This is a genomic window from Rathayibacter sp. AY1F3 (genome assembly GCF_002931975.1).
In the GTDB taxonomy this organism is placed as follows: Bacteria; Actinomycetota; Actinomycetes; order Actinomycetales; family Microbacteriaceae; genus Rathayibacter.
Genome location: NZ_PSVF01000009.1, coordinates 59,906 through 78,672 on the forward strand (window position 1 = coordinate 59,906; position 18,767 = coordinate 78,672).

Here is an 18,767-nt window from a genome sequence, read left to right on the forward strand (position 1 = left end):
CTCCGAGCGCAGACTGGGGGCATGACCGCCGCCACAGCGCCCGACGGAGGACGCCGCTCCGTTCCGCGCACTCTCGCCCGCATCCTCCTGGGCCTGGTGCTCGTCACGGCCGGCGCGGCGCACCTGACGGTCGCGCGTCAGGCCTTCCAGGCGCAGGTCCCGCCGTGGCTGCCGGCCGACCCGGACCTGGTGGTCGTCGCGTCGGGCGTCGTCGAGATCGCGCTCGGGCTCGCGCTCGTCGTGCTCGTGCGGTGGCGCGTGATCGTGGGAGTCGTGGTGGCCGCGTTCTTCGTCGCGGTCTTCCCGGGGAACATCTCGCAGCTGGTGACGCGGACGCCGGCGTTCGGCCTCGAGACGGACGCGGCGCGCGCGGTGCGGCTCGTCTTCCAGCCCCTGCTGGTGATCTGGGCGCTCTGGTCCACCGGCGCGTTCTCGGCTTTGCGGGCCCGCCGGTCGCGACGCCGCGGCGACTGAGCCGCCGGTCCGCCACCCGATCATCCTGCGATCCTCCGGAACGACGAACGGCGGTCGGCGGGAGACCCCGCCGACCGCCGCCCGTGCCTTGCTCGGCTAGGCCGCGAGGCGGCGTCGCGCGACGACCAGCGCGAGACCCGACAGCAGCAGCACGAGGGCTCCGCCGATCAGGCCGGCCGCGTCGGCGCCGGTGTTCGCGAGCGAGCCCGGGCCGGAGCCTCCCGCGACGGGGGCCGCCGTGGTGGTGGGGTGCGGCGACGGAGCGGTGGTGGGCTGCTCCGTCGGGGTGCCGGGCTCGGTCGGCGCCGGGGTGACCGGGACCTCGGCGGCGGGCTCCGTCGTCAGCGACCAGTTGGGGTCGTAGAAGTCGGCCTGGTCGATCACGCCGCGGGCGGTCGACCAGTCGATGAGGAGCTGGCGGATCTCGAGACGCTCGTCGTAGACGAGCGGTGCCTGCGCGACGGCGGGGTAGGCGCCTCCGCCGCTCTGGCGGTAGTTGTTGACCGCCATCACGAAGCGCTCGTCGTCGGCGACGGGGGTGCCGTCGGCGTGGGCGAGACCGCGGATCCGCGAGCCGGCGGGCTGGGAGACGTCGATCACGTAGTCCAGGCCCGAGATCGCGTCGTAGTTGTAGTCCGGGATGCCGTCGGGGCGGTCCTCGGTCGTCGCGTTGGTGCCGGTCTCGGGGTCGAACACGGCGCCCTCGGCGGTCTGCACGAAGTAGCGGGCCGAGAACTCGAGGTAGTCGCGCACCTCGGCTCCGGTCAGCTCCACTCCGCGGAGGGTGTTCTCGTAGATGTACAGGCCCGCGATGTCGCGGATGCTGACCTGCCCCTTCGGGAAGACGGCGGTGCGCGAGAACGGCGACGCCTGGGAGATCACCGGCAGGTCCGCCCACTCGGTGCCCTCGAGTGCCGTCTCGACGGTCTCGGCCTGGACGGTGTTGATGAAGTCGATGATCGGGGTGTCCTCGTAGCGCGAGGTCGCGGCCGAGAGCTCCTCGACCGAGTCGGCGACGGGGGTGTTCACGTACTCGATCGTGGCGGCGTGCTGCTCGTCGAGGGCGTCGACCAGTGCGGGCGACTCCTCGGCGATGTCCTTCGCGTAGACGGGCTGCGTGACGGGTGCGTTCCCGGCCGACCAGTCGACCTCGAGGCCGCCCGCGGCGTCCGGCACCAGGTTCAGGGTGACCTCGGTGAGGCCCTGCGCCCAGAACTCGGGCTGGGTGACCAGCACCTGCTCGCCGGCGACGTTGGTGAACAGCGTCTGCGGCAGGTCCTTGTGGCTGTGGCCGGCGACGACCACGTCGATGCCGGGGACCTGCGTCGCGATGTTGTTGACGACGTCCTCGTTGAGGTCGGCGGCGTCGTACTCGGCGTCCGGCACCGTGCCCTGGCCGGTGTGCGCGAGGACGACGACCACGTCCGCCTGCTCCTGCACGATCGGGACCCACTGCTTCGCGGCGGCGACCATGTCCTGGAACTCGAGGACGCCGTCGACGTACTGCTTGTCCCAGACGCGGACGCCGGGGGTGACGAGGCCGAGGACGCCGACGGTGACCGTCTTCCCGTCGATCTCGCGCTCGATCAGCGTGTAGGGGTCGTGGTACGGCTTGCCGGTGGCGACGTCGACGACGTTCGCGCCCAGCAGCGGGGCGTTCAGGTCGCCCTCGTACGCGCTGAGCATGTCGAGCCCGTAGTTGTACTCGTGGTTGCCGACGACCTGCGCGTCGTAGCCGATGGTGTTGAACGCGGTGGCCATCGGGTGCGTCGTCTCGCCGGAGAGGACGCCTGCGGCGCCGTCGCCGAGGCCGTAGTAGTAGGTGAGCGGCGTGCCCTGGATCGCGTCGCCGTTGTCCATGACGAGCACGGACTCCTCGCCCTTCTCGGCGCGGAGGCGGTCGACCTCGGTCGCGACGCGGGTGAGGCCGAGCGCACCGTCGGCCGGGTACGGCGCGTTCGCGAAGTAGTCCCAGTCGTAGACGTGCCCGTGCGTGTCGGTCGTCGACACCAGGGTGAGCTCGACGCCGTCGTCGAGAGGGGCGGCCGAGGCGATCGGAGCGGCGGTGGCGGCTCCGAGTGCGACGACGGCGAGGAGGCTTGCGGCGCGGAGTCTGCGCATCGTGGTCCTGTTCGCGTGATGAGTGGAGTGTGAACGTCCTCGAATCTATGCGCCGCGTGTGAACTGCGCATGACGGGATCGAGAGCATTGCTCGGCGATGCGTCCGCGGTGCCGGCCGGAGCCGGGGGAGTCCGCGGTGCCGCCCCCGCGCGCTGGAGCCGTCCTCCGGCCCCTCCGCTAGAATCGAGCGGCTGGTCGCGCGGAGGCGGCACGACTGCCGCGCCGCACCCGCCCACCCCCGCCCCTCCCGTCGAGAAGGACACGCCATGCCAGCAATCGTCATCACCGGCGCCCAGTGGGGCGACGAGGGCAAGGGACGCGCCACCGACCTCCTCGGCAGCCGCGTCGACTACGTCGTGAAGTTCAACGGCGGCAACAACGCCGGGCACACCGTCGTCGTGGGCGACGAGAAGTACGCCCTGCACCTGCTCCCCTCCGGCATCCTCACCCCGGGCGTCGTCCCGGTCATCGCGAACGGCGTCGTCGTCGACATCGAGGTGCTGTTCCACGAGCTCGAGGCGCTGAGCGCCCGCGGCGTCGACGTGTCGAAGCTGCTCGTCAGCGCCAACGCGCACGTCATCACCAGCTACCACCGCACCCTCGACAAGGTGACGGAGCGCTTCCTCGGCAAGCGCCAGATCGGCACCACCGGCCGCGGCATCGGCCCGGCGTACGCCGACAAGATCAACCGCGTCGGCATCCGCATCCAGGACCTCTTCGATGAGAACATCCTCCGCCAGAAGGTCGAGGGCGCCCTCGACCAGAAGAACCACCTGCTGGTGAAGGTCTACAACCGCCGCGCGATCCTGGTCGAGCAGGTGCTGGAGGACCTGCTGCAGTACACCGAGCGCCTGCGCCCGATGGTCGCCGACACGTCGCTCGTCCTCTCGCAGGCGCTCGACGCGGGCAAAACGGTGCTGTTCGAGGCCGGCCAGGCCACGATGCTCGACGTCGACCACGGCACCTACCCGTTCGTCACCTCCTCCAACGCGACCTCGGGTGGAGCGGCCACCGGGTCCGGAGTCGCGCCGAACCGCATCGACCGCGTCATCGCGGTCATCAAGGCGTACACGACCCGCGTCGGCGCCGGCCCGTTCCCGACCGAGCTCTTCGACGAGTGGGGCGAGTACCTCCGCCGGCAGGGCTTCGAGTTCGGCACCACGACCGGCCGCCCGCGCCGCTGCGGCTGGTACGACGCCCCGATCGCCCGCTACTCGGCGCGGATCAACGGCGTCACCGACTTCGTCCTCACGAAGCTCGACGTGCTCTCGGGCCTCGAGACCATCCCCGTCTGCGTCGCCTACGACGTCGACGGCGTGCGCCACGACGAGGTCCCGGTCTCGCAGAGCGACTTCCACCACGCGAAGCCGATCTACGAGGAGTTCCCCGGCTGGCAGGAGGACATCTCCGGCTGCCGCGAGTTCTCGGACCTGCCGCAGACCGCGCAGGACTACGTGCGCGCGCTCGAGGCGATGAGCGGCGCTCGGTTCTCGGCGATCGGCGTCGGCCCGGAGCGCGAGCAGGTCGTCGTGCTGCACGACCTGCTCGACTAGAAGCGGCGAGGAGCCGGGCCGGGCAGCCCTCTCGGAGGCGGCCCACGTGTTCACAACCGAGGAAGAACGTCGGGGACCTCGCGGAGAGACGCGGATCCCGGGCCCTCTCGACGAATCCTTCCTCCGGTGTGGACACGACCGCCGCCGAGCGCGCCGGATAATCGGCGCATGCAGATCTACGCCGACCTCCCGGCCGTCCGCGCGCGGCAGATCCTGGCCGACGCCCTCGCTCTCGGCGTGGCCGTCGTGGCGATCGCCGCGGGGATCGCGGTCGGCTCGCTGATCGCCGGCCTGGCCGAGATCGGCCGTCGGCTCGAGAGCGCCGGCAGCGGCTTCGGCTCGACCATGAGCGACGCCGGGACCACCCTCGGCGGCATCCCCCTGCTCGGCGACGCCGTGCGCGCGCCGTTCGACGAGGCGAGCGGGGCCGGCTCCGTGCTCGCCGCCGCCGGACGCGACCAGCAGCAGCTCGCGAGCGCCCTGGCCGTGGTCGCCGGGCTCGCCGTCGGGGGCCTCCCGCTCCTGCTCCTGGCCGTGCTCTGGCTCCGGCCCCGGCTCCGCTTCGCCCGCCGGACCGCCGAGCTGCGCGCCCTCGGCTCGACCGTCGGCGGAACCGAGCTGCTGGCCCTGCGCGCGCTCACCCAGGCGTCCCCCCGCGACATCCTCGCCGCGCACCCGGACGCCGCCGCGGGCTGGCGGACCGGCGACCCCGCCGTCACCGCCGCGCTGGCGGCCCTCGCCCTCCGCCGGGCGGGGCTCCGGCCCCGCTGACCCCGCAGGACCATCGCGGGTCCGCCGGAGGGATGACGCCGCGAGCCACTGCGGACGACGCCGGCGACACGGGTGCCTCCGTAGCGTCGAGGACATGCAGAACCAGACCTCCTCCGTCGTGGCGCGCGTCGAGGGCGTGCGCAAGCTCTACGGCAGCACGCCGCCCGTCGTCGCCCTCGACGACGTCACGCTCTCGATCGAGCGGGGCGAGTTCACCGCGGTGATGGGCCCCAGCGGATCCGGCAAGTCGACGCTCATGCACGTCCTCGCCGGCCTCGACACCGCCTCCTCCGGCCGCGTGTTCCTCGGGGACGCCGAGATCACCTCGATGAGCGACGCCGAGCTGACCGTGCTCCGCCGCCGCAGCGTCGGCTTCGTCTTCCAGGCCTTCAACCTCGTCCCCACGCTCGACGTGCGCGGAAACATCCGCCTCCCGTTCGAGCTCGACGGCCGCTCCGTGACCGGCGACGAGGAGCAGTGGATCGCCCGGCTGATCGAGTCCCTCGGGCTCCGCGAGCGCCTCACGCACCGGCCCCACGAGCTCTCGGGCGGGCAGCAGCAGCGTGTGGCGATCGCCCGCGCCCTCGCCACCCGGCCGCAGCTGATCTTCGCCGACGAGCCCACCGGCAACCTGGACTCGCGCACCGGCCGCGAGGTCCTCAGCCTGCTCCGGGCCTCCACCCGCGAGTACGGCCAGTCGATCGCCATGGTCACCCACGACCCGATCGCGGCGGCCTACGCCGACCGCATCGTCTTCCTCCGCGACGGGGCCGTGGTCGACGACCGCCGCGGGATGAGCGCCGAGGAGATCTCGCGCGCGATGCTCACGATGGAGGGCGCGGCGTGAGCGGCGTGCGCACGGGCTCGAGCCAGGGCGGGGGCGCCATCGTCACCGTCGCCGCACTCGCCGCGGCGTTCGGCGCCGTGCTCGTGCAGGTCATCGCCGACATGGTCGCGGCCTTCGCGGCAGCGGGGATCGACGGCTTCGGCCAGGTCGCCCTCATGCTCGGGATGGTCGGCGCCGTCTTCTTCGGCATCGCGGTGTTCGTGGGCGGGATCGTCACGGCCAACGCGGTCTCGACCGTCATCGCCGGGCGCACCCGCGAGATCGCCCTGCTGCGCCTGCTCGGCGCCTCCGGCCGGTCGCTGCGCAGCGGGATCGTCCGCACGGGCCTCCTGCAGGGGCTCCTCGGAGCGGCGATCGGCCTGGTCGCCGGCGTCGCTCTCGTGGCGCTCGCCGCGGAGCTCGCCATCCGGAGCGGCACCCTGCCCCGCTTCGACTACCCGCTCGTCTCGCCCGGCCTCGTGCTGCCGCTGATCGCCGTGGTCGCCTCGACGGTCATCGCCTCGTGGTCCGGATCGCGCCGCGTGCTCGCGGTCGCGCCGTCGCAGGCCGCCGGATCGTCCGCCGAGCCCCGCTACGAGGAGCTGCGCGGCCGCACCGCCCGCAACGTCACGGCGATCGTCTTCGTCGTGGTCGGCGCGCTGCTGCTCGCCGCCGGCGTGGTGTTCGGGCTCGCCAACCCCGGCGGCGTCCTCCTCGGGCTGGTCGGAGGCATGGCGTCCTTCACCGGCGTGATCCTCGGGGCGCCCGTCCTGCTCCCTCCGCTCACGGCCCTCGTGGGCCGCGCCTTCGGCCGGGGCCCCGTCGCCCGCCTGGCGTCCGCCAACGCAGTCCGCAATCCGGCGCGCAGCGCCCGCGCCGTCATCGGACTGGTCATCGGAGTGTCGCTGGTCACGATGTTCGCGGTCGCCGCCGCCACCTTCGGCACGATCATGGAGCGCTCGGGTGAGACGAACCCCGAGGTGATCGCGGCGTTCGAGCAGTTCATCCAGGTGAGCACCGCGGTGATGAGCGTCCTGCTCGGCTTCTCGGTCGTCCTGGCCGCCGTCGGCATGGTCAACACGCTGTCGCTCAGCGTGCTGCAGCGCCGGCGCGAGCTGGGCCTGCTCCGCGCGCTCGGCTTCACCGGCTCGCAGGTGCGGTCGATGGTGGTGCTCGAGGCGGCGCAGATGATCATCGCTGCCGCGGTGCTCGGCATCGTGCTCGGGATCGTCTACGGCTGGTGCGGCGCGATCTCGGTGTTCGGCTCGCTGCCGGGCATCGGACTGATCCCGCCGACCGTCCCGGTGCCGATCCTGGTGGCGGTGCTCGTGGTGGGCGTCGTGATCACGGTCGTCTCGGCCGTGCTGCCCGCCCGCCGCGCCACGAAGGTGTCGCCGGTCGCCGCTCTCGCCGTGGCCTGAGAGCCGGCGCCGCGCAGAACCCGCAGCCGGAGGGCCGGCGCCCTCACACCACCGAGAACCCCGCGGCGAGGGGCTCCCGCCCGCTCAGCGCGAGCAGGAGCTCCTCGCCGCGTCCGGCTCGAGCGGCCAGCCCGCCGGTCAGCGCGCAGCACGCCTCGACGGCCTCGCCGGGCAGCACGTGCGGGATCCCGGTGGCCCGCGAGAGGTCGAGCGTGTGCACGACCAGCTCGAGCAGCCGGGTCCGGAGGTACTCGTCCAGCTCGATCGCGTGGCCGCCCACGGCGACGAGGCGGCCGGGACGCTGGGCGGCGACCAGCTCGACCGCGCGGCCCGCCGCCTCCGCCAGCGCCTGAGCCGGCCTGTCGCCGAGCAGCAGCCCCGCCTCGACCCCGCGCCGCGCCACCGCCGCGGGGTCGGCGACGTTCCCGGCCAGCGCGGCGTAGTAGTCGAGCGCGTCCTCGATGGTCGGCTCGGGCGGCTCCGGAGCGAGGAGGTACGCCTCGACCGTCAGCACCGCCCGCGACGCGTGGCCCGCGAGGCCGCGGACGTCCCAGACGCCGAGCCCCGGCTGCTCCCACTGGTCGTCCCGCACCTGCGCGAGCAGGCCGACGAGGGCGGCGGCGGCGGACTCGAACAGCGCGGCGGTGCTCATGGAGCCATGCTGGCACGGTGCCCCACACTGATCGCGTGAGCAGTCCCCGCCGCCCCGGTCCCGTCACGCTCGTCGGCCGCTCGATCGTCCTCGAGCCGCTCGCCGCCGAGCACGTCGAGCCGCTCGGGCGGGCGATCGGACGTCCGGAGGTGTTCGCCGGCGGCTACGGAGGAGGACCGTCCGGCCTCCCCGGCACCCCGGAGGAGTTCCGCGCCTTCGTCGACCGCTACTACCCCTGGGGCACGGGCCTGCCGTTCGCCGTGCTGCAGGAGGGACGCGTCGTCGGCACGACCTCGCTGGCCGACTTCGACGAGGCGCGCGAGGCGGCCCACCTCGGCTGGACGGCCTACGCGCCCGAGACGTGGGGCACCGTCGTGAACCCGGAGGCGAAGCGGCTGGTGCTCGGGCTCGCCTTCGACAGCGGCTACGAGCGGGTGAAGCTCCAGGCGGATGCGGTGAACGCGCGCTCGCGGGCCGCGATCCTCCGCCTCGGCGCCGTGTTCGAGGGGGTGCTCCGCCACGACCAGCGCCGGGCCGACGGCTCGTGGCGCGACACGGCCGTCCACTCGATCCTCGCGGCCGAGTGGCCGGCCGTCCGCGACGCGCTCGACCGCCGGATCGACGCGGCGCTAGCGCTCCCTCCCTCGACCGCGCAACCGCTGACCGGGCGGCCGCCCGAGGAGTAGGAAGGAGGCATGGAACGCATCCACTACGCCGGCAGCTCCGTGCTGACGGGTACCGCCATCGCGCGGTCGCTGCTGGCCTACGCGGAGGCGCTGGCGCTCACCAAGGGGTCGATCACGGTCGACATCCCGATCCGCCAGGAGTCCGGCCGGCCCGGACGGGCGGCGCTGCTGATCGGACCGGCGAGCCAGCTGTTCTCGGAGTCCGAGGACGACGGAGCCGAGGAGCTGCTCGACGAGGAGCTCGTCGAGCGCTTCACCCGCGAGACGGCCCGCCTGGGCGTCTCGCACCCCGTGGCCGAGGAGGACGGCGGCGCCGGGCCCCTCTCCGCCGTCGACACCGAGATCCCGCACTTCCACGGCGAGGACGACTCCTGGTGAGCATCCGGGGCGCCGGTAGGATCGACACTCACGACTCCGCCCGATCCTTCGCGGACGGGCGACTTCCCGAACGGAGAACCGCCTGATGGGGCGACTGATCTACGACTCGACCCTCGAGGCCGACTTCGACGACCGTCTGCTGGCGCACCTGCAGATCGTGATCGGCTCGAAGCTCGCGCGCAACGAGTCCTTCTACTTCTCGTGGAAGGACTCGCAGGCGGTCGGCGACGGACGCACGTCGATCTGGCTGCACCCCGCCATCCCGCTGCGCTTCAAGTACCACGGCGGCCGTGCCCCGAACATCAACCCGGACTGGATCCGACAGCTGCTCGCCGACTCGCACACGGCGCACGGGCTGCGGATCAGCGAGGAGCCCCACGGGACCGCCCGTCAGAGCGAGGAGAGCATGCTGTGAAGCGCGTCGAGATCATCTACGGCGGAGCGCCGTTCAGCCTGAGCGAGACGTCGGCCGCGGAGGTGCGCGAGAGCATCGACCGCGCCCTGGACGGCTCCGCGTCGCGCTGGATCACGGTGAACCAGGGCGAGGGCGAGCCTCGCGAGACCTCGATCCTGATCACGCCGGGAGTGGCGTTCTCGGTCGCCGACGTCGCGCACTGAGGTCGACGCCGCGGTCACGGTGATCGCCGCCGCTCACGCCGCCGGCTCGGTCCGGGGCGCTCGCACCGCTGGCCCGCCTCGGAACGACTGCCGTCCTCAGCGCACCCGCGCCGCTCAGCCCGCCAGCACGCGCGGGAACTCCCCCGGGATCTCGCTCGCGAGGTACCCGGCCGGTCCGATCCGCGCGGAGAGGCGCGTGTCCGCCTCCGTGTGCAGGAACGCGCCCCACGCGGCCGCGCCCATCGGATCGACGCCGCGCCCGCGCAGGCCCGCCGTCGCTCCGGCGAGCACGTCGCCGCTGCCCGCGGTGGCCAGCCCGGGGTGCTCGCCCTCGATCCGCACCGCGTCGCCGTCGGGCGAGGCGATCGTGTTGAACAGGCTCACCACCGCGCCGTAGCGCTCGGCGACCGCGAGGGCGGCCCGCTCGACGTCGTCGACCTCCTCGCCGAGGAGCCGGGACGCCTCCTCCGAGTTCGGGGTCAGCAGGAGCCGGCCCGCGAGCCTCCGTGCGAGACGGCGCTGCCCGGGCAGGACTCCGAGCGGGAAGGCGTCGAGGTGCACGGCCGGCACATCGTAGAGGAGCGGAGCGAGGGCACGGAGGGTCGCGGCGGTCGCGCGCGGGTCGTCCAGGCCGGGTCCGATCAGGGCGACGTCGGCGGAGGAGAGCTCGCCGGCCAGGACGTCGAGCCCGCGGCCCGAGACGGAGCCGGTGCGCGTCTCCGCGAGCGGGACCACTCCGCACTCCGGCAGCGCGACCGCGGTGGCCGACGCGACCGACTCGGCGACGCAGAGCGTGATGCGACCCGCGCCGGTCCGCAGCGCGGCGATCCCCGCGAGGATCGCGGCTCCGGGCGTCTTGCGGGCGCCGCCGACGACGACGACGTCGCCGCGGGAGTGCTTCGAGCCTCCGGGCTCCGGGAGGGGCCAGCGCTGCTCGAGCAGGGCGCGGGAGACGAGGTCACTCATGAGGGTCTCCTTCTCCGTCCGCTCGGTCGTCGTGCCGGGTGACGGGGGCGCCGGAGCGCTCGAGGTGGGACGTGCGGTTGAAGAGCTCGAGGCGCCACGCGTCGCCGTCGCGGACGAGACGGGTGACGGAGCCGTTGGCGACGGGCGTCGAGGCGCCGATGTCGAGCAGCTCGTGCTCGGAGAGGCCCTCGAGGACGTAGCGGAGGACGAGGACGACCGCGTCGTGGCAGAAGAGGATCGCCGGCCCGGGAGGCGCGGCGACGGCGAGGTGGTCGACGAAGGCGCGGATGCGGAGCGCGAGGTCCGTCCAGGCCTCGCCTCCCGGCGGCCGGTAGTAGAACTTGCCGAGCCACTCGCGCCGCGCCGCCTCCTCGGGCATCCGGGCCCGCACGCCGGCGGAGGTGAGGCGGTCGGTGACGCCGAGGTCGCGGTCGCGCAGGCGCTCGTCGGGGCGCAGCCGCAGGTCGATGCCGGCCTCGCCGAGGGCGAGGCGGGCGGTCGCGGAGGCGCGGCGGTAGGGCGACGTCCAGGCGGAGGCGGGCCGCGCCTCCTCGGCCAGCCAGCGGCCGAGCGCGCGCGCCTGCTCCTCGCCGGCGGGGGAGAGCTCGACGTCGGGGTCGCGGCGGTCGACGGCGATCTCGTGCGCCCCCGAGGCCTCGGCGGCGCTCGCCGCGATGTTGGCGAGGCTCTCGCCGTGACGGACGAGGAGGAGCTCGGTCGGGCCGGTGGAGGAGGCGGGCATGGCTCCACGCTCCGCCTCGCGGGCCGGAGGCGCCAGGGGGTTCCGCCGCGGCGACGCGGGTTGCTACGGAGTCGTCAGGGGTTCCGCCGTCGTCAGGGCGCCTCTCCGTCGGCGCGCTCCTCCGCCGAGACCGCCGTGACGACCGCGGTGAGCGTCTCGGGGTCGCTCAGGATGCGGAAGTGCCCGCCGGTCTCGATCCGGACGTTGACCGCGCCCTCGAGCATGCTGCCCTCGGGGATGTGCGGATCGAAGAGGCCGAACACGGACGTGATCCGCGCGTTCGCTCCGGAGCGGCTCGACAGCAGCAGGGTCGTGGCGTCGCGCGGCGAGAAGGCGCGCAGGCTCCGGAGGACCAGGTAGGGCGCGTAGCGGGAGCCGCCGAACGGGGTCGCCACGGCGACCATCCGGTCGACCCGGCCGTCCGGGTCGAGCTCGGTCATCACGTACTTGCCGATCAGTCCGCCCTTGCTGTGGGCGACGATCACCACGTCGCGGAGCCCGTGCTCGGCGAGGTAGGCGGCCACGTCCTCGGCCGTCCGGGCGACCGGGCGGCCGTTGCGGCCGAGGCTCGTCAGCACGTGGAGAGGGTGCCCGCGCTCGTGCAGCGGATCGATGATCGGGCGGAGGAAGGACCAGGTCTCCCAGATCCCCGGCAGGACCACGACGGGCCGCCGGTCGCCGTCGAGGTAGTCGTCCGGGGCACGGCGCGAGAGGACGCCGCGCACCTGCCAGGCGACGGCGTAGGCGTAGTCGCGGATCCACCAGACGGCGTCGCGCACCAGGCGCCGGAGCCGGCTCATGCGGCCGGCTCCGACCGGAGGGGGAGCGGGGCGGCGGGCCTCTCGCCGAGCGCGGCGGCGAAGCGGAGGATCTCGCGGGCGAGCGCTCCGGGCTCGGTGCGGGGGACGACGTGGCGCGAGCCGGCGAACTCGACGAGCCGCCCCTCGCGCGCGTGGGCCGTGAGCCGCTCGCACCAGTCACGGGTGGCGATCGGATCGTCGCGGCCGCGGGCGACGAGGACCGGCACCTCCAGCTCGGCGACGCGCACCTGGACCGGATGCCGCAGCATCTCGGGCAGCTGGCGCAGGTACCAGCGCAGGCCGCCGCGCAGGTAGTCGGCCAGCAGGATCGCGTCGACGCCCACCGGCTCGCCGAGGCAGTCCCGCAGCAGCGCGAGCCCCTGGCGGACCGCTCCGGGCCGCTGCGGATCCACCACCGGCCCGATGAGCACCGCGCCGTCGACGAGGCCGGGCGCGCGCAGCCCCAGCTCGACCGCCACCTGCGACCCCATCGAGTGCCCGACGACGACCGCGCGCGAGACGCCCAGTCCGCGGAGGACCTGCTCGACCTGCCGCGCGTGGTCCTCGAGGCCGACCCTCCGCCGCGGGCGCGCATTCGCGCCGAAGCCGGCGAGGTCGACGCCGATCACCCGGCCGTGCCGCTTCAGGCGGGCGGCGAGCGGCGAGAAGGTGTGGTGCGACATCCCGATCCCGTGGATCAGGACGAACACCGCGCCCGCTCCGGCCGGACCGGTGTCGACCGTCCGCAGCGTGACGCCCTCGACCTCGTGTCGCACGGGGAGGACGCGGCGGGGCGGTGTCGGCAGCATCGTCCCAGGCTAGGGATCGGCGGCCGGCCGCGCGGGGGGATGCGCCCGCTCCCGCCGTGGTCTAGGCCGCATCCACCCTGGGGAGGAGCATTCACCCCGCCGGCCGCCGGCGGTCCCCGCCGAGCGTCCCGTCGTGCCCGCTGTCAAGCGGCTCCTCCGCGGCGGCACCCCTGCCTAGCCTCGGAGGGGGGGGCCGGCGTGCGCCGCTCCCGGAGGGATGACGCCATGCGGATCGCGATCGTCGGGGCGACCGGCAACCTGGGGACGGCCCTGCTGCGGCGCCTGCACGGCGAGGCCGGGGTGGAGGAGATCGTAGGCATCGCCCGCCGGGCCCCTCAGCTCCGCTCGGAGGAGTACCGCGACGTGCGCTGGGTCGAGATCGACCTCGCGTCGAGCGTCGCCCCGCGGCGGCTCCGCGAGGCCTTCGCCGGCGTCGACGCCGTCGTCCACCTCGCCTGGGCGCTGCAGCCCAGCCACGACGAGCCGTTCCAGCGGCTGGTCGACGTCGGAGGCACCGCGGCCGTGCTCGAGGCGGTCGCCGCCGCGGGAGTCGGCCAGGTCGCCGTCGCCTCGTCCGTGGGTGCCTACAGCGCGGCGCCGAAGTCGATCCGGGTGACCGAGGACTGGCCCACGGGCGGCCTGCACACCTCGACCTACAGCCGCCACAAGGCCGCGAACGAGCGGCAGCTCGACGCCTTCGAGGAGCGGCACCCCGAGATCGTCGTCACGCGCCTGCGCCCGGGGCTCGTCTTCCAGCGCGGAGCGGCGACCGAGATCGCCGGGCTCTTCGCCGGACCCCACTACCCGACGCGGTGGCTGAAGGCGGTCCGGATCCCGGTCCTTCCGCTGCCGAGAAGCATCGTCTTCCAGGGCGTGCACGCCGACGACGTGGCCGACGCCTTCTGGCGCGCGCTCGACCGGCGCGCCGGCGGGGCCTTCAACATCGCGGCCGAGCCGGTCCTCACTCCGGAGCGGCTGGCGCACGCCTTCGGCGCCCGCCTGGTCACGGTGCCGTTCGGGCTGCTCCGCTCCGTCGTCTCGGCGACCTGGCACCTGCGCCTGCAGCGCACCGACGCGGGCTGGCTCGACATCGCGGGCAACGTCCCGGTGATGTCGACCGAGCGCGCCCGCGCCGAGCTCGGCTGGGCGCCGACCCGCACGGCCGAGGAGGCGCTCGCCGAGCTCGTGGCCGGCCTGGCCGACCGCTCGACCGTCCCGGGCTCACCCCCGCTCCGGGGATGATCCAGCCGGTCGTCGATCGGAGGCGAGCCCTCCCGGTCAGTCGGCGACGCGGATGAGCACCTTGCCCGTCGCTCCCTGCTCGACCGCGTCGTGGGCGGCCGCGGTCTCCTCGAGCGGGAACCAGGTCAGCGGGAGGCCCGCCTCCTCGCCCACCGGGAGCGCGCCGTCGACGAGCGCCGCGGTGATGTCCTCGGCCGCGGCCTGCAGCGCCTCCTCGCCCACGGTGTAGAGCAGCAGGCCCTGCCAGCGGGCGTTCTTCGCGAAGCTCGCGACGATCGGCACGGTGAACTCGTCGCCGTTGTTGTTCGCGTAGTACCCGATGCTGCCGTGGTTGGCGAGCACCTCGACGTCGAGCGCGGCGTTCTGAGCCGGTGCGACCTCGACCACGTGCTGGACGCCCTCAGGGGCGAGCCCGCGGATCCGGTCGGCGAGAGCGTCGTCCGGGTACTGCAGCACGTGCTGCGCGCCGGCCGCACGGGCGAGCCGCTCCTTGGAGTCGCTGCTCACCGTCGCGATGACGGTCGCCCCGGCCCAGACCGCGAGCTGGATGGCGGCGTGCCCGACGGCTCCGGCGCCACCCTGGACCAGGACGGTGCGGCCGGCGAGGGCGCCGGGCGCGAGGCGGGAGGGGCCGTGCTCGTGCACGGTGAGGGCGCGGTGGGCGGTCATCGCGGGGACGCCGAGGCTCGCGGCGACGTCGGTGCCGACGCCCACGGGCAGGCGCACGACGTGCTCGGCGGCGAGCACCGCCGACTCCTGCGCGGTGCCGGTGGGGCGGCGGTGCGCGGAGAGGTACATCCAGACCCGGTCGCCGACGGCCAGGCCCTCGACGCCCTCGCCGACCGCCTCGACGACACCGGCGCCGTCCTGGTTCGGCACGACCTCGTCGAACGCGAGGTCGCCGTCTGCGCGCGCCTTCCAGTCGGTCGGATTCACGCCCGACGCCAGGACGCGGACGCGGACCTCGCCGGCGCCCGGCGCCCGCTCCTCCCGATCGACGAGGGAGAGGACGGAGGAGTCACCGGTGCGGGAGTAGACGATCGATCGCATACGGAGGGCAAGGAGTGCGGGCGGCGGTGTATTCCCGGCGGCACGACGAAGGGCGGCGGGCCCGGAGGCCCACCGCCCTGTCAGCGCCGACGGATCAGTGCTGCACGTCCTCCTGGACGGCGTGCTTGGCCTCGCGGGCCGAGTCCTTCACGTCGTCAGTGGCGGAGGTGCCCGCCTCCTTGACGTTCTGCGCGGCGTCGGTCGCGGTCTCCTTGACGGAGGCGAAGGCCTGCTGCGCGGGCTCGCGGAGCTCGCTCGCCGCCTCCTTGGCCGCGTCGGTCACCTTGTCGACGACCGGCTGGGCCTGCTCCTTGACGCGGCTCGCCGCCTCCTTCTCCTTGCTGGAGGCGGGGATGAGCGAGGCGACGAGGAGTCCGGCGCCGAGGGCGATGAGCCCCACGGCGAACGGGTTGCCCTCGGCCTTGGCCTTCGCCGAGCCCGCACCGCTCGAGAGCGAGTCGGAGGCGTCGTGCGCCGAGCCCATCACCCGGTCGCGGACGGAGCCCACGGCCGACTTGACCTTGTCGGTCTGACGCTGCGCGATGGCGGACGGGCTGACCTTCTCGGCCAGCGCGTCGACGTCCCCGCCCAGCTCGAGGCGCGTGCGCTCGATGTCCGCCCGGATCTCCTCGGGTGTCTTGTTCTGTCCTGCGTCGTACGTCATCGTCCTGCCCCGTTCGGCTTGAGGGTGTCGGGAATCTTCTTGAGGGAGTCGACCGTCTCGGGAGCGCCGTCGACCTGCTTCAGGCTCTTGCGGCCCACCGCGTAGAGGATCGCGGCCACGATCGCCCAGATGACGGCCACGACCACTCCGGACCAGCCGTTGCCGATCAGAGTGCCCAGGCCCCACCAGAGGGCGATCGAGAGGAAGAGCACGGCCATCAGCGCGGCGTAGCCCGCCCCGCCGAGGAGGCCCGCTCCCTTGCCCGCCTTGCCGGCGGACTCCTTGAGCTCGGCCTTCGCGAGGGCCATCTCCTGGCGGATCAGCGTGGAGAGGTCGCGCGAGACCTCGCCGAGCAGATCGCCCAGCGACGTCGACCCGGCCCGCTGGTCGGGCGTCTCCGTCGAGCGGTGGACGCCCGTCGGGTCGGTCACAGCCGGCCGCCGTTCGGGAAGCCGCCGTCGAGCGGGTCGGCGACGGGCTCGGTCGGCGCGTAGTCGCGCTCGAGGGAGCTCGAGCCGACGGTGCCGTAGGCGGACGCGACGGGCGCGTCGTACGCGGAGGCGTCGGAGTACGCGGTGGTCGAGGCGGGGGCGTCGAACTCGGGCCCGTCGGTGCGGGTGCTCGTCGCCTCCTTCTCGTCCTTCGCCTCGGCGGTCAGGGCGCGGATGAGGCGCCCGCCGACGAGTCCCGTCGCCGCGGCGATGAGGATGAAGGCACCCGGGCGGCGGCGGGCGAACGCGCGGACGTCGTCGAGGAGCTCGGACGGGTCGCGGTTCTCGAGCCACGAGGCCACACCCTGCACGCGGGTGGCCGCCTGGGAGACGAGCTTCGCGGCGGCGTTGTCGCTGCCGCCCTCGCCGTTGGCCAGCGCGGTCAGGTCGTCGCTGAAGGCGCGGGCGCCCTTGGCGGCGTTCTCCTTCTGGGCGTGGGCCTGCTCGGTGAGCTGGGTGCGGCTCTGGTCGTAGAGGTCCTTGACCTGGACCTTGGCCTCCTGGACCACGTTGGCGGCCTCGTCCTTGCCGGTCGAGAGCACTTCGCTCGCGGCCTGCTTGGCGTCGCCGGCGACGGCGCCGGCCTGGTCCTTGGCGGTGCCCGCGGCGGCGCTCGCCTTCTCCTTCGCGGAGTCGGCCGTGCCGCCCGTGGAGGAGCCGGAGGACGTGTCCGTGGGGGCGACGTGCGCCCCGCTGTCGGTGGGGGTCTCGGTCGCGCCGAAGTTCGCGGCGCCGTCTCCGAACGGAGGTGAAGCGGGATCGATGTTCGACATCGTCTGTCCCTTCCAGGATCGAGTGGGGGATGAATGCGTGCCGGCGTCGCCAGTCTGTTCGGGCCCTCGAGTACCGGGAAGGGCATAGCGGCTGACCCCCCGATGGGGCTACCATCCCGCGCCCACGAGGGCGGGTCCCGAGGGCCCGTGGATCGACTGCTCCGCCACCGCGTCAAGCCCCTTCTGACCCGCGAACAGGGCTCCCTAGCGTCGAGAGGACAGACATCGGACGTCCGCACCCGGATCCGCCCGGCTACCCCGGAAAGGCAACCAGTCATGTTCTTCCACCGTCAGGAACTCCAGTTCACGTCCACGCCCTCGAAGCCCGACGCGGTCTTCGCCCGCCGCTTCCAGGAGGTGCTCGGCGGCCAGTACGGCGAGATCACCGTGGCGATGCAGTACGGCTTCCAGGCCTGGAACGCCCACGACCCGGGCAAGTACCGGGACCTGCTCTTCGGCATCGGCGCCGAGGAGTTCGGCCACGTCGAGATGATCGCCGTGATGATCGCCCAGCTGCTCGAGAAGGCCCCGGTCGAGCAGTCCGAGGACGCGATGAAGAAGGACCCCGTGCTCGCGGCGGTCATCGGCGGCTCCGACGTGCAGCACGCCATCGTGGCCGGCGCCGGCGCGCGCCCCGTCGACAGCATGGGCAACCCGTGGCAGGGCTCCTACATCACCGCCAGCGGCAACCTGCTGGCCGACTTCACCGCCAACGCGAACGCGGAGATGCAGGGTCGGCTCCAGGTCGCCCGGCTCTACCACATGACCGACGACCACGGCGTGCGCGACCTCCTGTCGTTCCTCCTGGCCCGCGACACCATGCACCAGAACCAGTGGATCGCGGCAGCCGCCGAGCTGCGCGCGGAGGGCCGGGAGGACCTGCCCGTGCCCTCGAACTTCCCGATCTCGAAGGAGGAGCGCTCCGTGTCGTACGAGTACATCAACTTCTCGGACGGAGCAGCGGCCTCCGAGGGCAGCTGGGCCTCGGGCCCGACCCCGGACGGCAAGGGAGAGTTCAGCTACCGCGTCGCGGAGCCCGGCGGCAACGTCCCGATGCCCCCGCCCACGCAGCCGGACGAGCGCCTCTACGGCACCGACCCGAAGCCGAACATCGTCGAGAAGGCAGTGGGGGCCGTCAAGGACGCGGTGACGGGCAAGTGAGCGCCGCACGGGTCCTCGGGGCGCTCGGCGCCTGCGCTCTGACGATCGGCCTGCTGGCCGGCTGCACCGGCGACGCCCAGACGCCGTACCAGTCGGGGAGCGCGGTGCCCACCAGCGCCGACGACGGATCGTCGCAGACGCCCACGAACGCGCCCTCGCAGTCCGCTCCGTCCGAGTCCGCCACCCCGGCGACCTGATCCCGCGCCCTCGACCGGCCGGCACCGGTCGAGGGCGCGAATCATCGCAGTCCAGCGGGCGCCCGGGCAAGCCCCTTCCCGCTCCCAGGAAGCGGGCAGTTCCCGGTCCTACGGTCGTGCCAACGATCAGCGAAGGAGGCACCACCATGGGGCTCGATGACAAGATCAAGAACGCCGCTCAGGACATCGCCGGCAAGGCGAAGGAAGCCCTGGGCGACCACAAGAACGACGACAGCCTGAAGGCCGAAGGCCAGAAGGACCAGGCCGCGGCCTCGGCCAAGAAGGCCGGCGAGGACGTCAAGGACGTCTTCAAGTAGGTCTCGGCAGTACCGCGAAGGCGGCGCTCCCCTCGGGGGGCGCCGCCTTCGCTGT

23 protein-coding genes are annotated in these 18,767 nt (G+C 73.6%); 13 read left to right on the top strand and 10 right to left on the bottom strand.

Features of this window, described 5'->3' with window-relative positions:
• Nucleotides 1-21: 21 nt before the first annotated feature.
• A complete protein-coding gene (locus tag C5C39_RS07475; protein ID WP_104353049.1) occupies nt 22-474 on the top strand; it encodes a DoxX family membrane protein in 453 nt (150 codons plus the stop codon).
• A 96-nt stretch (nt 475-570) separates the two neighbouring features.
• On the opposite strand, the gene C5C39_RS07480 is transcribed toward C5C39_RS07475, so the two are convergent.
• Nucleotides 571-2,595 (bottom strand): bifunctional UDP-sugar hydrolase/5'-nucleotidase, encoded by a 2,025-nt coding sequence (locus tag C5C39_RS07480; protein WP_181136345.1) that lies wholly within the window; start codon nt 2,593-2,595, stop codon nt 571-573.
• Nucleotides 2,596-2,861: 266 nt separating this feature from the next.
• Between C5C39_RS07480 and C5C39_RS07485 the strand changes: the two genes are divergently transcribed.
• The 4 genes from C5C39_RS07485 to C5C39_RS07500 all read left to right on the top strand — a co-directional run bounded on the left by C5C39_RS07485 (nt 2,862) and on the right by C5C39_RS07500 (nt 7,166).
• The gene (locus tag C5C39_RS07485) at nt 2,862-4,148 is read left to right on the top strand and encodes an adenylosuccinate synthase (RefSeq protein WP_104250676.1); all 1,287 of its coding nucleotides are present in this window, start codon (nt 2,862-2,864) and stop codon (nt 4,146-4,148) included.
• Between the two features lie 168 nt (nt 4,149-4,316).
• Nucleotides 4,317-4,919 (top strand): hypothetical protein, encoded by a 603-nt coding sequence (locus C5C39_RS07490; RefSeq protein WP_104353050.1) that lies wholly within the window; start codon nt 4,317-4,319, stop codon nt 4,917-4,919.
• A gap of 94 nt (nt 4,920-5,013) precedes the next feature.
• Nucleotides 5,014-5,766 carry an ABC transporter ATP-binding protein gene (locus C5C39_RS07495; protein WP_104222781.1) on the top strand — a complete coding sequence of 251 codons (753 nt, stop codon included), beginning with the start codon at nt 5,014-5,016 and terminating at the stop codon, nt 5,764-5,766.
• Nucleotides 5,763-7,166 carry an FtsX-like permease family protein gene (locus C5C39_RS07500; protein ID WP_104353051.1) on the top strand — a complete coding sequence of 468 codons (1,404 nt, stop codon included), beginning with the start codon at nt 5,763-5,765 and terminating at the stop codon, nt 7,164-7,166. Before C5C39_RS07495 ends, C5C39_RS07500 begins: the two co-directional genes overlap by 4 nt.
• Before the next feature lie 43 nt (nt 7,167-7,209).
• On the opposite strand, the gene C5C39_RS07505 is transcribed toward C5C39_RS07500, so the two are convergent.
• Nucleotides 7,210-7,818 (bottom strand): maleylpyruvate isomerase N-terminal domain-containing protein, encoded by a 609-nt coding sequence (locus C5C39_RS07505; RefSeq protein WP_104234280.1) that lies wholly within the window; start codon nt 7,816-7,818, stop codon nt 7,210-7,212.
• Nucleotides 7,819-7,853: 35 nt separating this feature from the next.
• Here C5C39_RS07505 and C5C39_RS07510 point away from each other — a divergent pair, with 35 nt between their 5' ends.
• The 4 genes from C5C39_RS07510 (at nt 7,854) to C5C39_RS07525 (ending at nt 9,500) form a co-directional block, all read left to right on the top strand.
• Nucleotides 7,854-8,504, top strand: coding sequence for a GNAT family N-acetyltransferase (locus tag C5C39_RS07510; RefSeq protein ID WP_104274504.1), 651 nt, complete (start codon nt 7,854-7,856; stop codon nt 8,502-8,504).
• A gap of 9 nt (nt 8,505-8,513) precedes the next feature.
• Nucleotides 8,514-8,882: a hypothetical protein gene (locus C5C39_RS07515; RefSeq protein ID WP_104222777.1), complete on the top strand. Its 369-nt coding sequence runs from the start codon at nt 8,514-8,516 to the stop codon at nt 8,880-8,882.
• An 85-nt stretch (nt 8,883-8,967) separates the two neighbouring features.
• Nucleotides 8,968-9,297 (top strand): ATP-dependent DNA ligase, encoded by a 330-nt coding sequence (locus C5C39_RS07520; protein ID WP_104222776.1) that lies wholly within the window; start codon nt 8,968-8,970, stop codon nt 9,295-9,297.
• A complete protein-coding gene (locus tag C5C39_RS07525) occupies nt 9,294-9,500 on the top strand; it encodes a hypothetical protein (RefSeq protein WP_104222775.1) in 207 nt (68 codons plus the stop codon). The genes C5C39_RS07520 and C5C39_RS07525 overlap by 4 nt, the downstream gene beginning before the upstream one ends.
• 114 nt (nt 9,501-9,614) lie before the next feature.
• Here C5C39_RS07525 and C5C39_RS07530 read toward each other — a convergent pair whose 3' ends face one another.
• The 4 genes from C5C39_RS07530 to C5C39_RS07545 form a co-directional block, all read right to left on the bottom strand.
• Complete coding sequence (locus C5C39_RS07530; protein WP_104295554.1) at nt 9,615-10,466, bottom strand: NAD(P)H-hydrate dehydratase; 852 nt, start codon at nt 10,464-10,466, stop codon at nt 9,615-9,617.
• Nucleotides 10,459-11,208 carry a histidine phosphatase family protein gene (locus C5C39_RS07535; RefSeq protein ID WP_104295553.1) on the bottom strand — a complete coding sequence of 250 codons (750 nt, stop codon included), beginning with the start codon at nt 11,206-11,208 and terminating at the stop codon, nt 10,459-10,461. The genes C5C39_RS07530 and C5C39_RS07535 overlap by 8 nt, the downstream gene beginning before the upstream one ends.
• Nucleotides 11,209-11,300: 92 nt before the next feature.
• Nucleotides 11,301-12,008 (bottom strand): triacylglycerol lipase, encoded by a 708-nt coding sequence (locus C5C39_RS07540; RefSeq protein WP_104239324.1) that lies wholly within the window; start codon nt 12,006-12,008, stop codon nt 11,301-11,303.
• The gene (locus C5C39_RS07545) at nt 12,005-12,817 is read right to left on the bottom strand and encodes an alpha/beta fold hydrolase (protein WP_104295552.1); all 813 of its coding nucleotides are present in this window, start codon (nt 12,815-12,817) and stop codon (nt 12,005-12,007) included. The genes C5C39_RS07540 and C5C39_RS07545 overlap by 4 nt, the downstream gene beginning before the upstream one ends.
• A 225-nt stretch (nt 12,818-13,042) precedes the next feature.
• Between C5C39_RS07545 and C5C39_RS07550 the strand changes: the two genes are divergently transcribed.
• Entirely contained in the window at nt 13,043-14,059 is a 1,017-nt protein-coding gene (locus C5C39_RS07550; protein WP_104353052.1) for an NAD-dependent epimerase/dehydratase family protein, read from the top strand.
• A gap of 36 nt (nt 14,060-14,095) precedes the next feature.
• On the opposite strand, the gene C5C39_RS07555 is transcribed toward C5C39_RS07550, so the two are convergent.
• From C5C39_RS07555 to C5C39_RS17845, 4 genes are all read right to left on the bottom strand, one after another.
• A complete protein-coding gene (locus tag C5C39_RS07555) occupies nt 14,096-15,109 on the bottom strand; it encodes an NADPH:quinone reductase (RefSeq protein WP_104295550.1) in 1,014 nt (337 codons plus the stop codon).
• A 94-nt stretch (nt 15,110-15,203) separates the two neighbouring features.
• Nucleotides 15,204-15,773, bottom strand: coding sequence for a DUF3618 domain-containing protein (locus tag C5C39_RS07560; protein ID WP_104222768.1), 570 nt, complete (start codon nt 15,771-15,773; stop codon nt 15,204-15,206).
• Nucleotides 15,770-16,204 carry a phage holin family protein gene (locus C5C39_RS17840; protein WP_104222767.1) on the bottom strand — a complete coding sequence of 145 codons (435 nt, stop codon included), beginning with the start codon at nt 16,202-16,204 and terminating at the stop codon, nt 15,770-15,772. Before C5C39_RS17840 ends, C5C39_RS07560 begins: the two co-directional genes overlap by 4 nt.
• Nucleotides 16,201-17,037: a hypothetical protein gene (locus C5C39_RS17845; protein ID WP_104353053.1), complete on the bottom strand. Its 837-nt coding sequence runs from the start codon at nt 17,035-17,037 to the stop codon at nt 16,201-16,203. The genes C5C39_RS17840 and C5C39_RS17845 overlap by 4 nt, the downstream gene beginning before the upstream one ends.
• 276 nt (nt 17,038-17,313) lie before the next feature.
• Between C5C39_RS17845 and C5C39_RS07575 the strand changes: the two genes are divergently transcribed.
• The 3 genes from C5C39_RS07575 (at nt 17,314) to C5C39_RS07585 (ending at nt 18,712) form a co-directional block, all read left to right on the top strand.
• Nucleotides 17,314-18,198: a manganese catalase family protein gene (locus C5C39_RS07575; RefSeq protein ID WP_104222765.1), complete on the top strand. Its 885-nt coding sequence runs from the start codon at nt 17,314-17,316 to the stop codon at nt 18,196-18,198.
• Nucleotides 18,195-18,395, top strand: a complete 201-nt coding sequence (locus C5C39_RS07580) for a hypothetical protein (protein WP_104295548.1) — start codon at nt 18,195-18,197, stop codon at nt 18,393-18,395. The genes C5C39_RS07575 and C5C39_RS07580 overlap by 4 nt, the downstream gene beginning before the upstream one ends.
• 146 nt (nt 18,396-18,541) lie before the next feature.
• Nucleotides 18,542-18,712 (top strand): CsbD family protein, encoded by a 171-nt coding sequence (locus C5C39_RS07585; protein ID WP_104222763.1) that lies wholly within the window; start codon nt 18,542-18,544, stop codon nt 18,710-18,712.
• The last annotated feature ends 55 nt before the right edge of the window (nt 18,713-18,767 follow it).

Bases quoted from the DNA above. Each gene is read 5' to 3' on its own strand.
- C5C39_RS07530 (WP_104295554.1), bottom strand. From the start codon at position 10,466: ATGAGTGACCTCGTCTCCCGCGCCCTGCTCGAGCAGCGCTGGCCCCTC.
- C5C39_RS07535 (WP_104295553.1), bottom strand. From the start codon at position 11,208: ATGCCCGCCTCCTCCACCGGCCCGACCGAGCTCCTCCTCGTCCGTCAC.
- C5C39_RS07475 (WP_104353049.1), top strand. From the start codon at position 22: ATGACCGCCGCCACAGCGCCCGACGGAGGACGCCGCTCCGTTCCGCGC.
- C5C39_RS07495 (WP_104222781.1), top strand. From the start codon at position 5,014: ATGCAGAACCAGACCTCCTCCGTCGTGGCGCGCGTCGAGGGCGTGCGC.
- C5C39_RS07555 (WP_104295550.1), bottom strand. From the start codon at position 15,109: ATGCGATCGATCGTCTACTCCCGCACCGGTGACTCCTCCGTCCTCTCC.
- C5C39_RS07550 (WP_104353052.1), top strand. From the start codon at position 13,043: ATGCGGATCGCGATCGTCGGGGCGACCGGCAACCTGGGGACGGCCCTG.
- C5C39_RS07480 (WP_181136345.1), bottom strand. From the start codon at position 2,595: ATGCGCAGACTCCGCGCCGCAAGCCTCCTCGCCGTCGTCGCACTCGGA.
- C5C39_RS07520 (WP_104222776.1), top strand. From the start codon at position 8,968: ATGGGGCGACTGATCTACGACTCGACCCTCGAGGCCGACTTCGACGAC.
- C5C39_RS07540 (WP_104239324.1), bottom strand. From the start codon at position 12,008: ATGAGCCGGCTCCGGCGCCTGGTGCGCGACGCCGTCTGGTGGATCCGC.
- C5C39_RS07490 (WP_104353050.1), top strand. From the start codon at position 4,317: ATGCAGATCTACGCCGACCTCCCGGCCGTCCGCGCGCGGCAGATCCTG.
- C5C39_RS07585 (WP_104222763.1), top strand. From the start codon at position 18,542: ATGGGGCTCGATGACAAGATCAAGAACGCCGCTCAGGACATCGCCGGC.
- C5C39_RS07545 (WP_104295552.1), bottom strand. From the start codon at position 12,817: ATGCTGCCGACACCGCCCCGCCGCGTCCTCCCCGTGCGACACGAGGTC.
- C5C39_RS07560 (WP_104222768.1), bottom strand. From the start codon at position 15,773: ATGACGTACGACGCAGGACAGAACAAGACACCCGAGGAGATCCGGGCG.
- C5C39_RS17845 (WP_104353053.1), bottom strand. From the start codon at position 17,037: ATGTCGAACATCGATCCCGCTTCACCTCCGTTCGGAGACGGCGCCGCG.
- C5C39_RS07505 (WP_104234280.1), bottom strand. From the start codon at position 7,818: ATGAGCACCGCCGCGCTGTTCGAGTCCGCCGCCGCCGCCCTCGTCGGC.
- C5C39_RS07515 (WP_104222777.1), top strand. From the start codon at position 8,514: ATGGAACGCATCCACTACGCCGGCAGCTCCGTGCTGACGGGTACCGCC.
- C5C39_RS07485 (WP_104250676.1), top strand. From the start codon at position 2,862: ATGCCAGCAATCGTCATCACCGGCGCCCAGTGGGGCGACGAGGGCAAG.
- C5C39_RS07575 (WP_104222765.1), top strand. From the start codon at position 17,314: ATGTTCTTCCACCGTCAGGAACTCCAGTTCACGTCCACGCCCTCGAAG.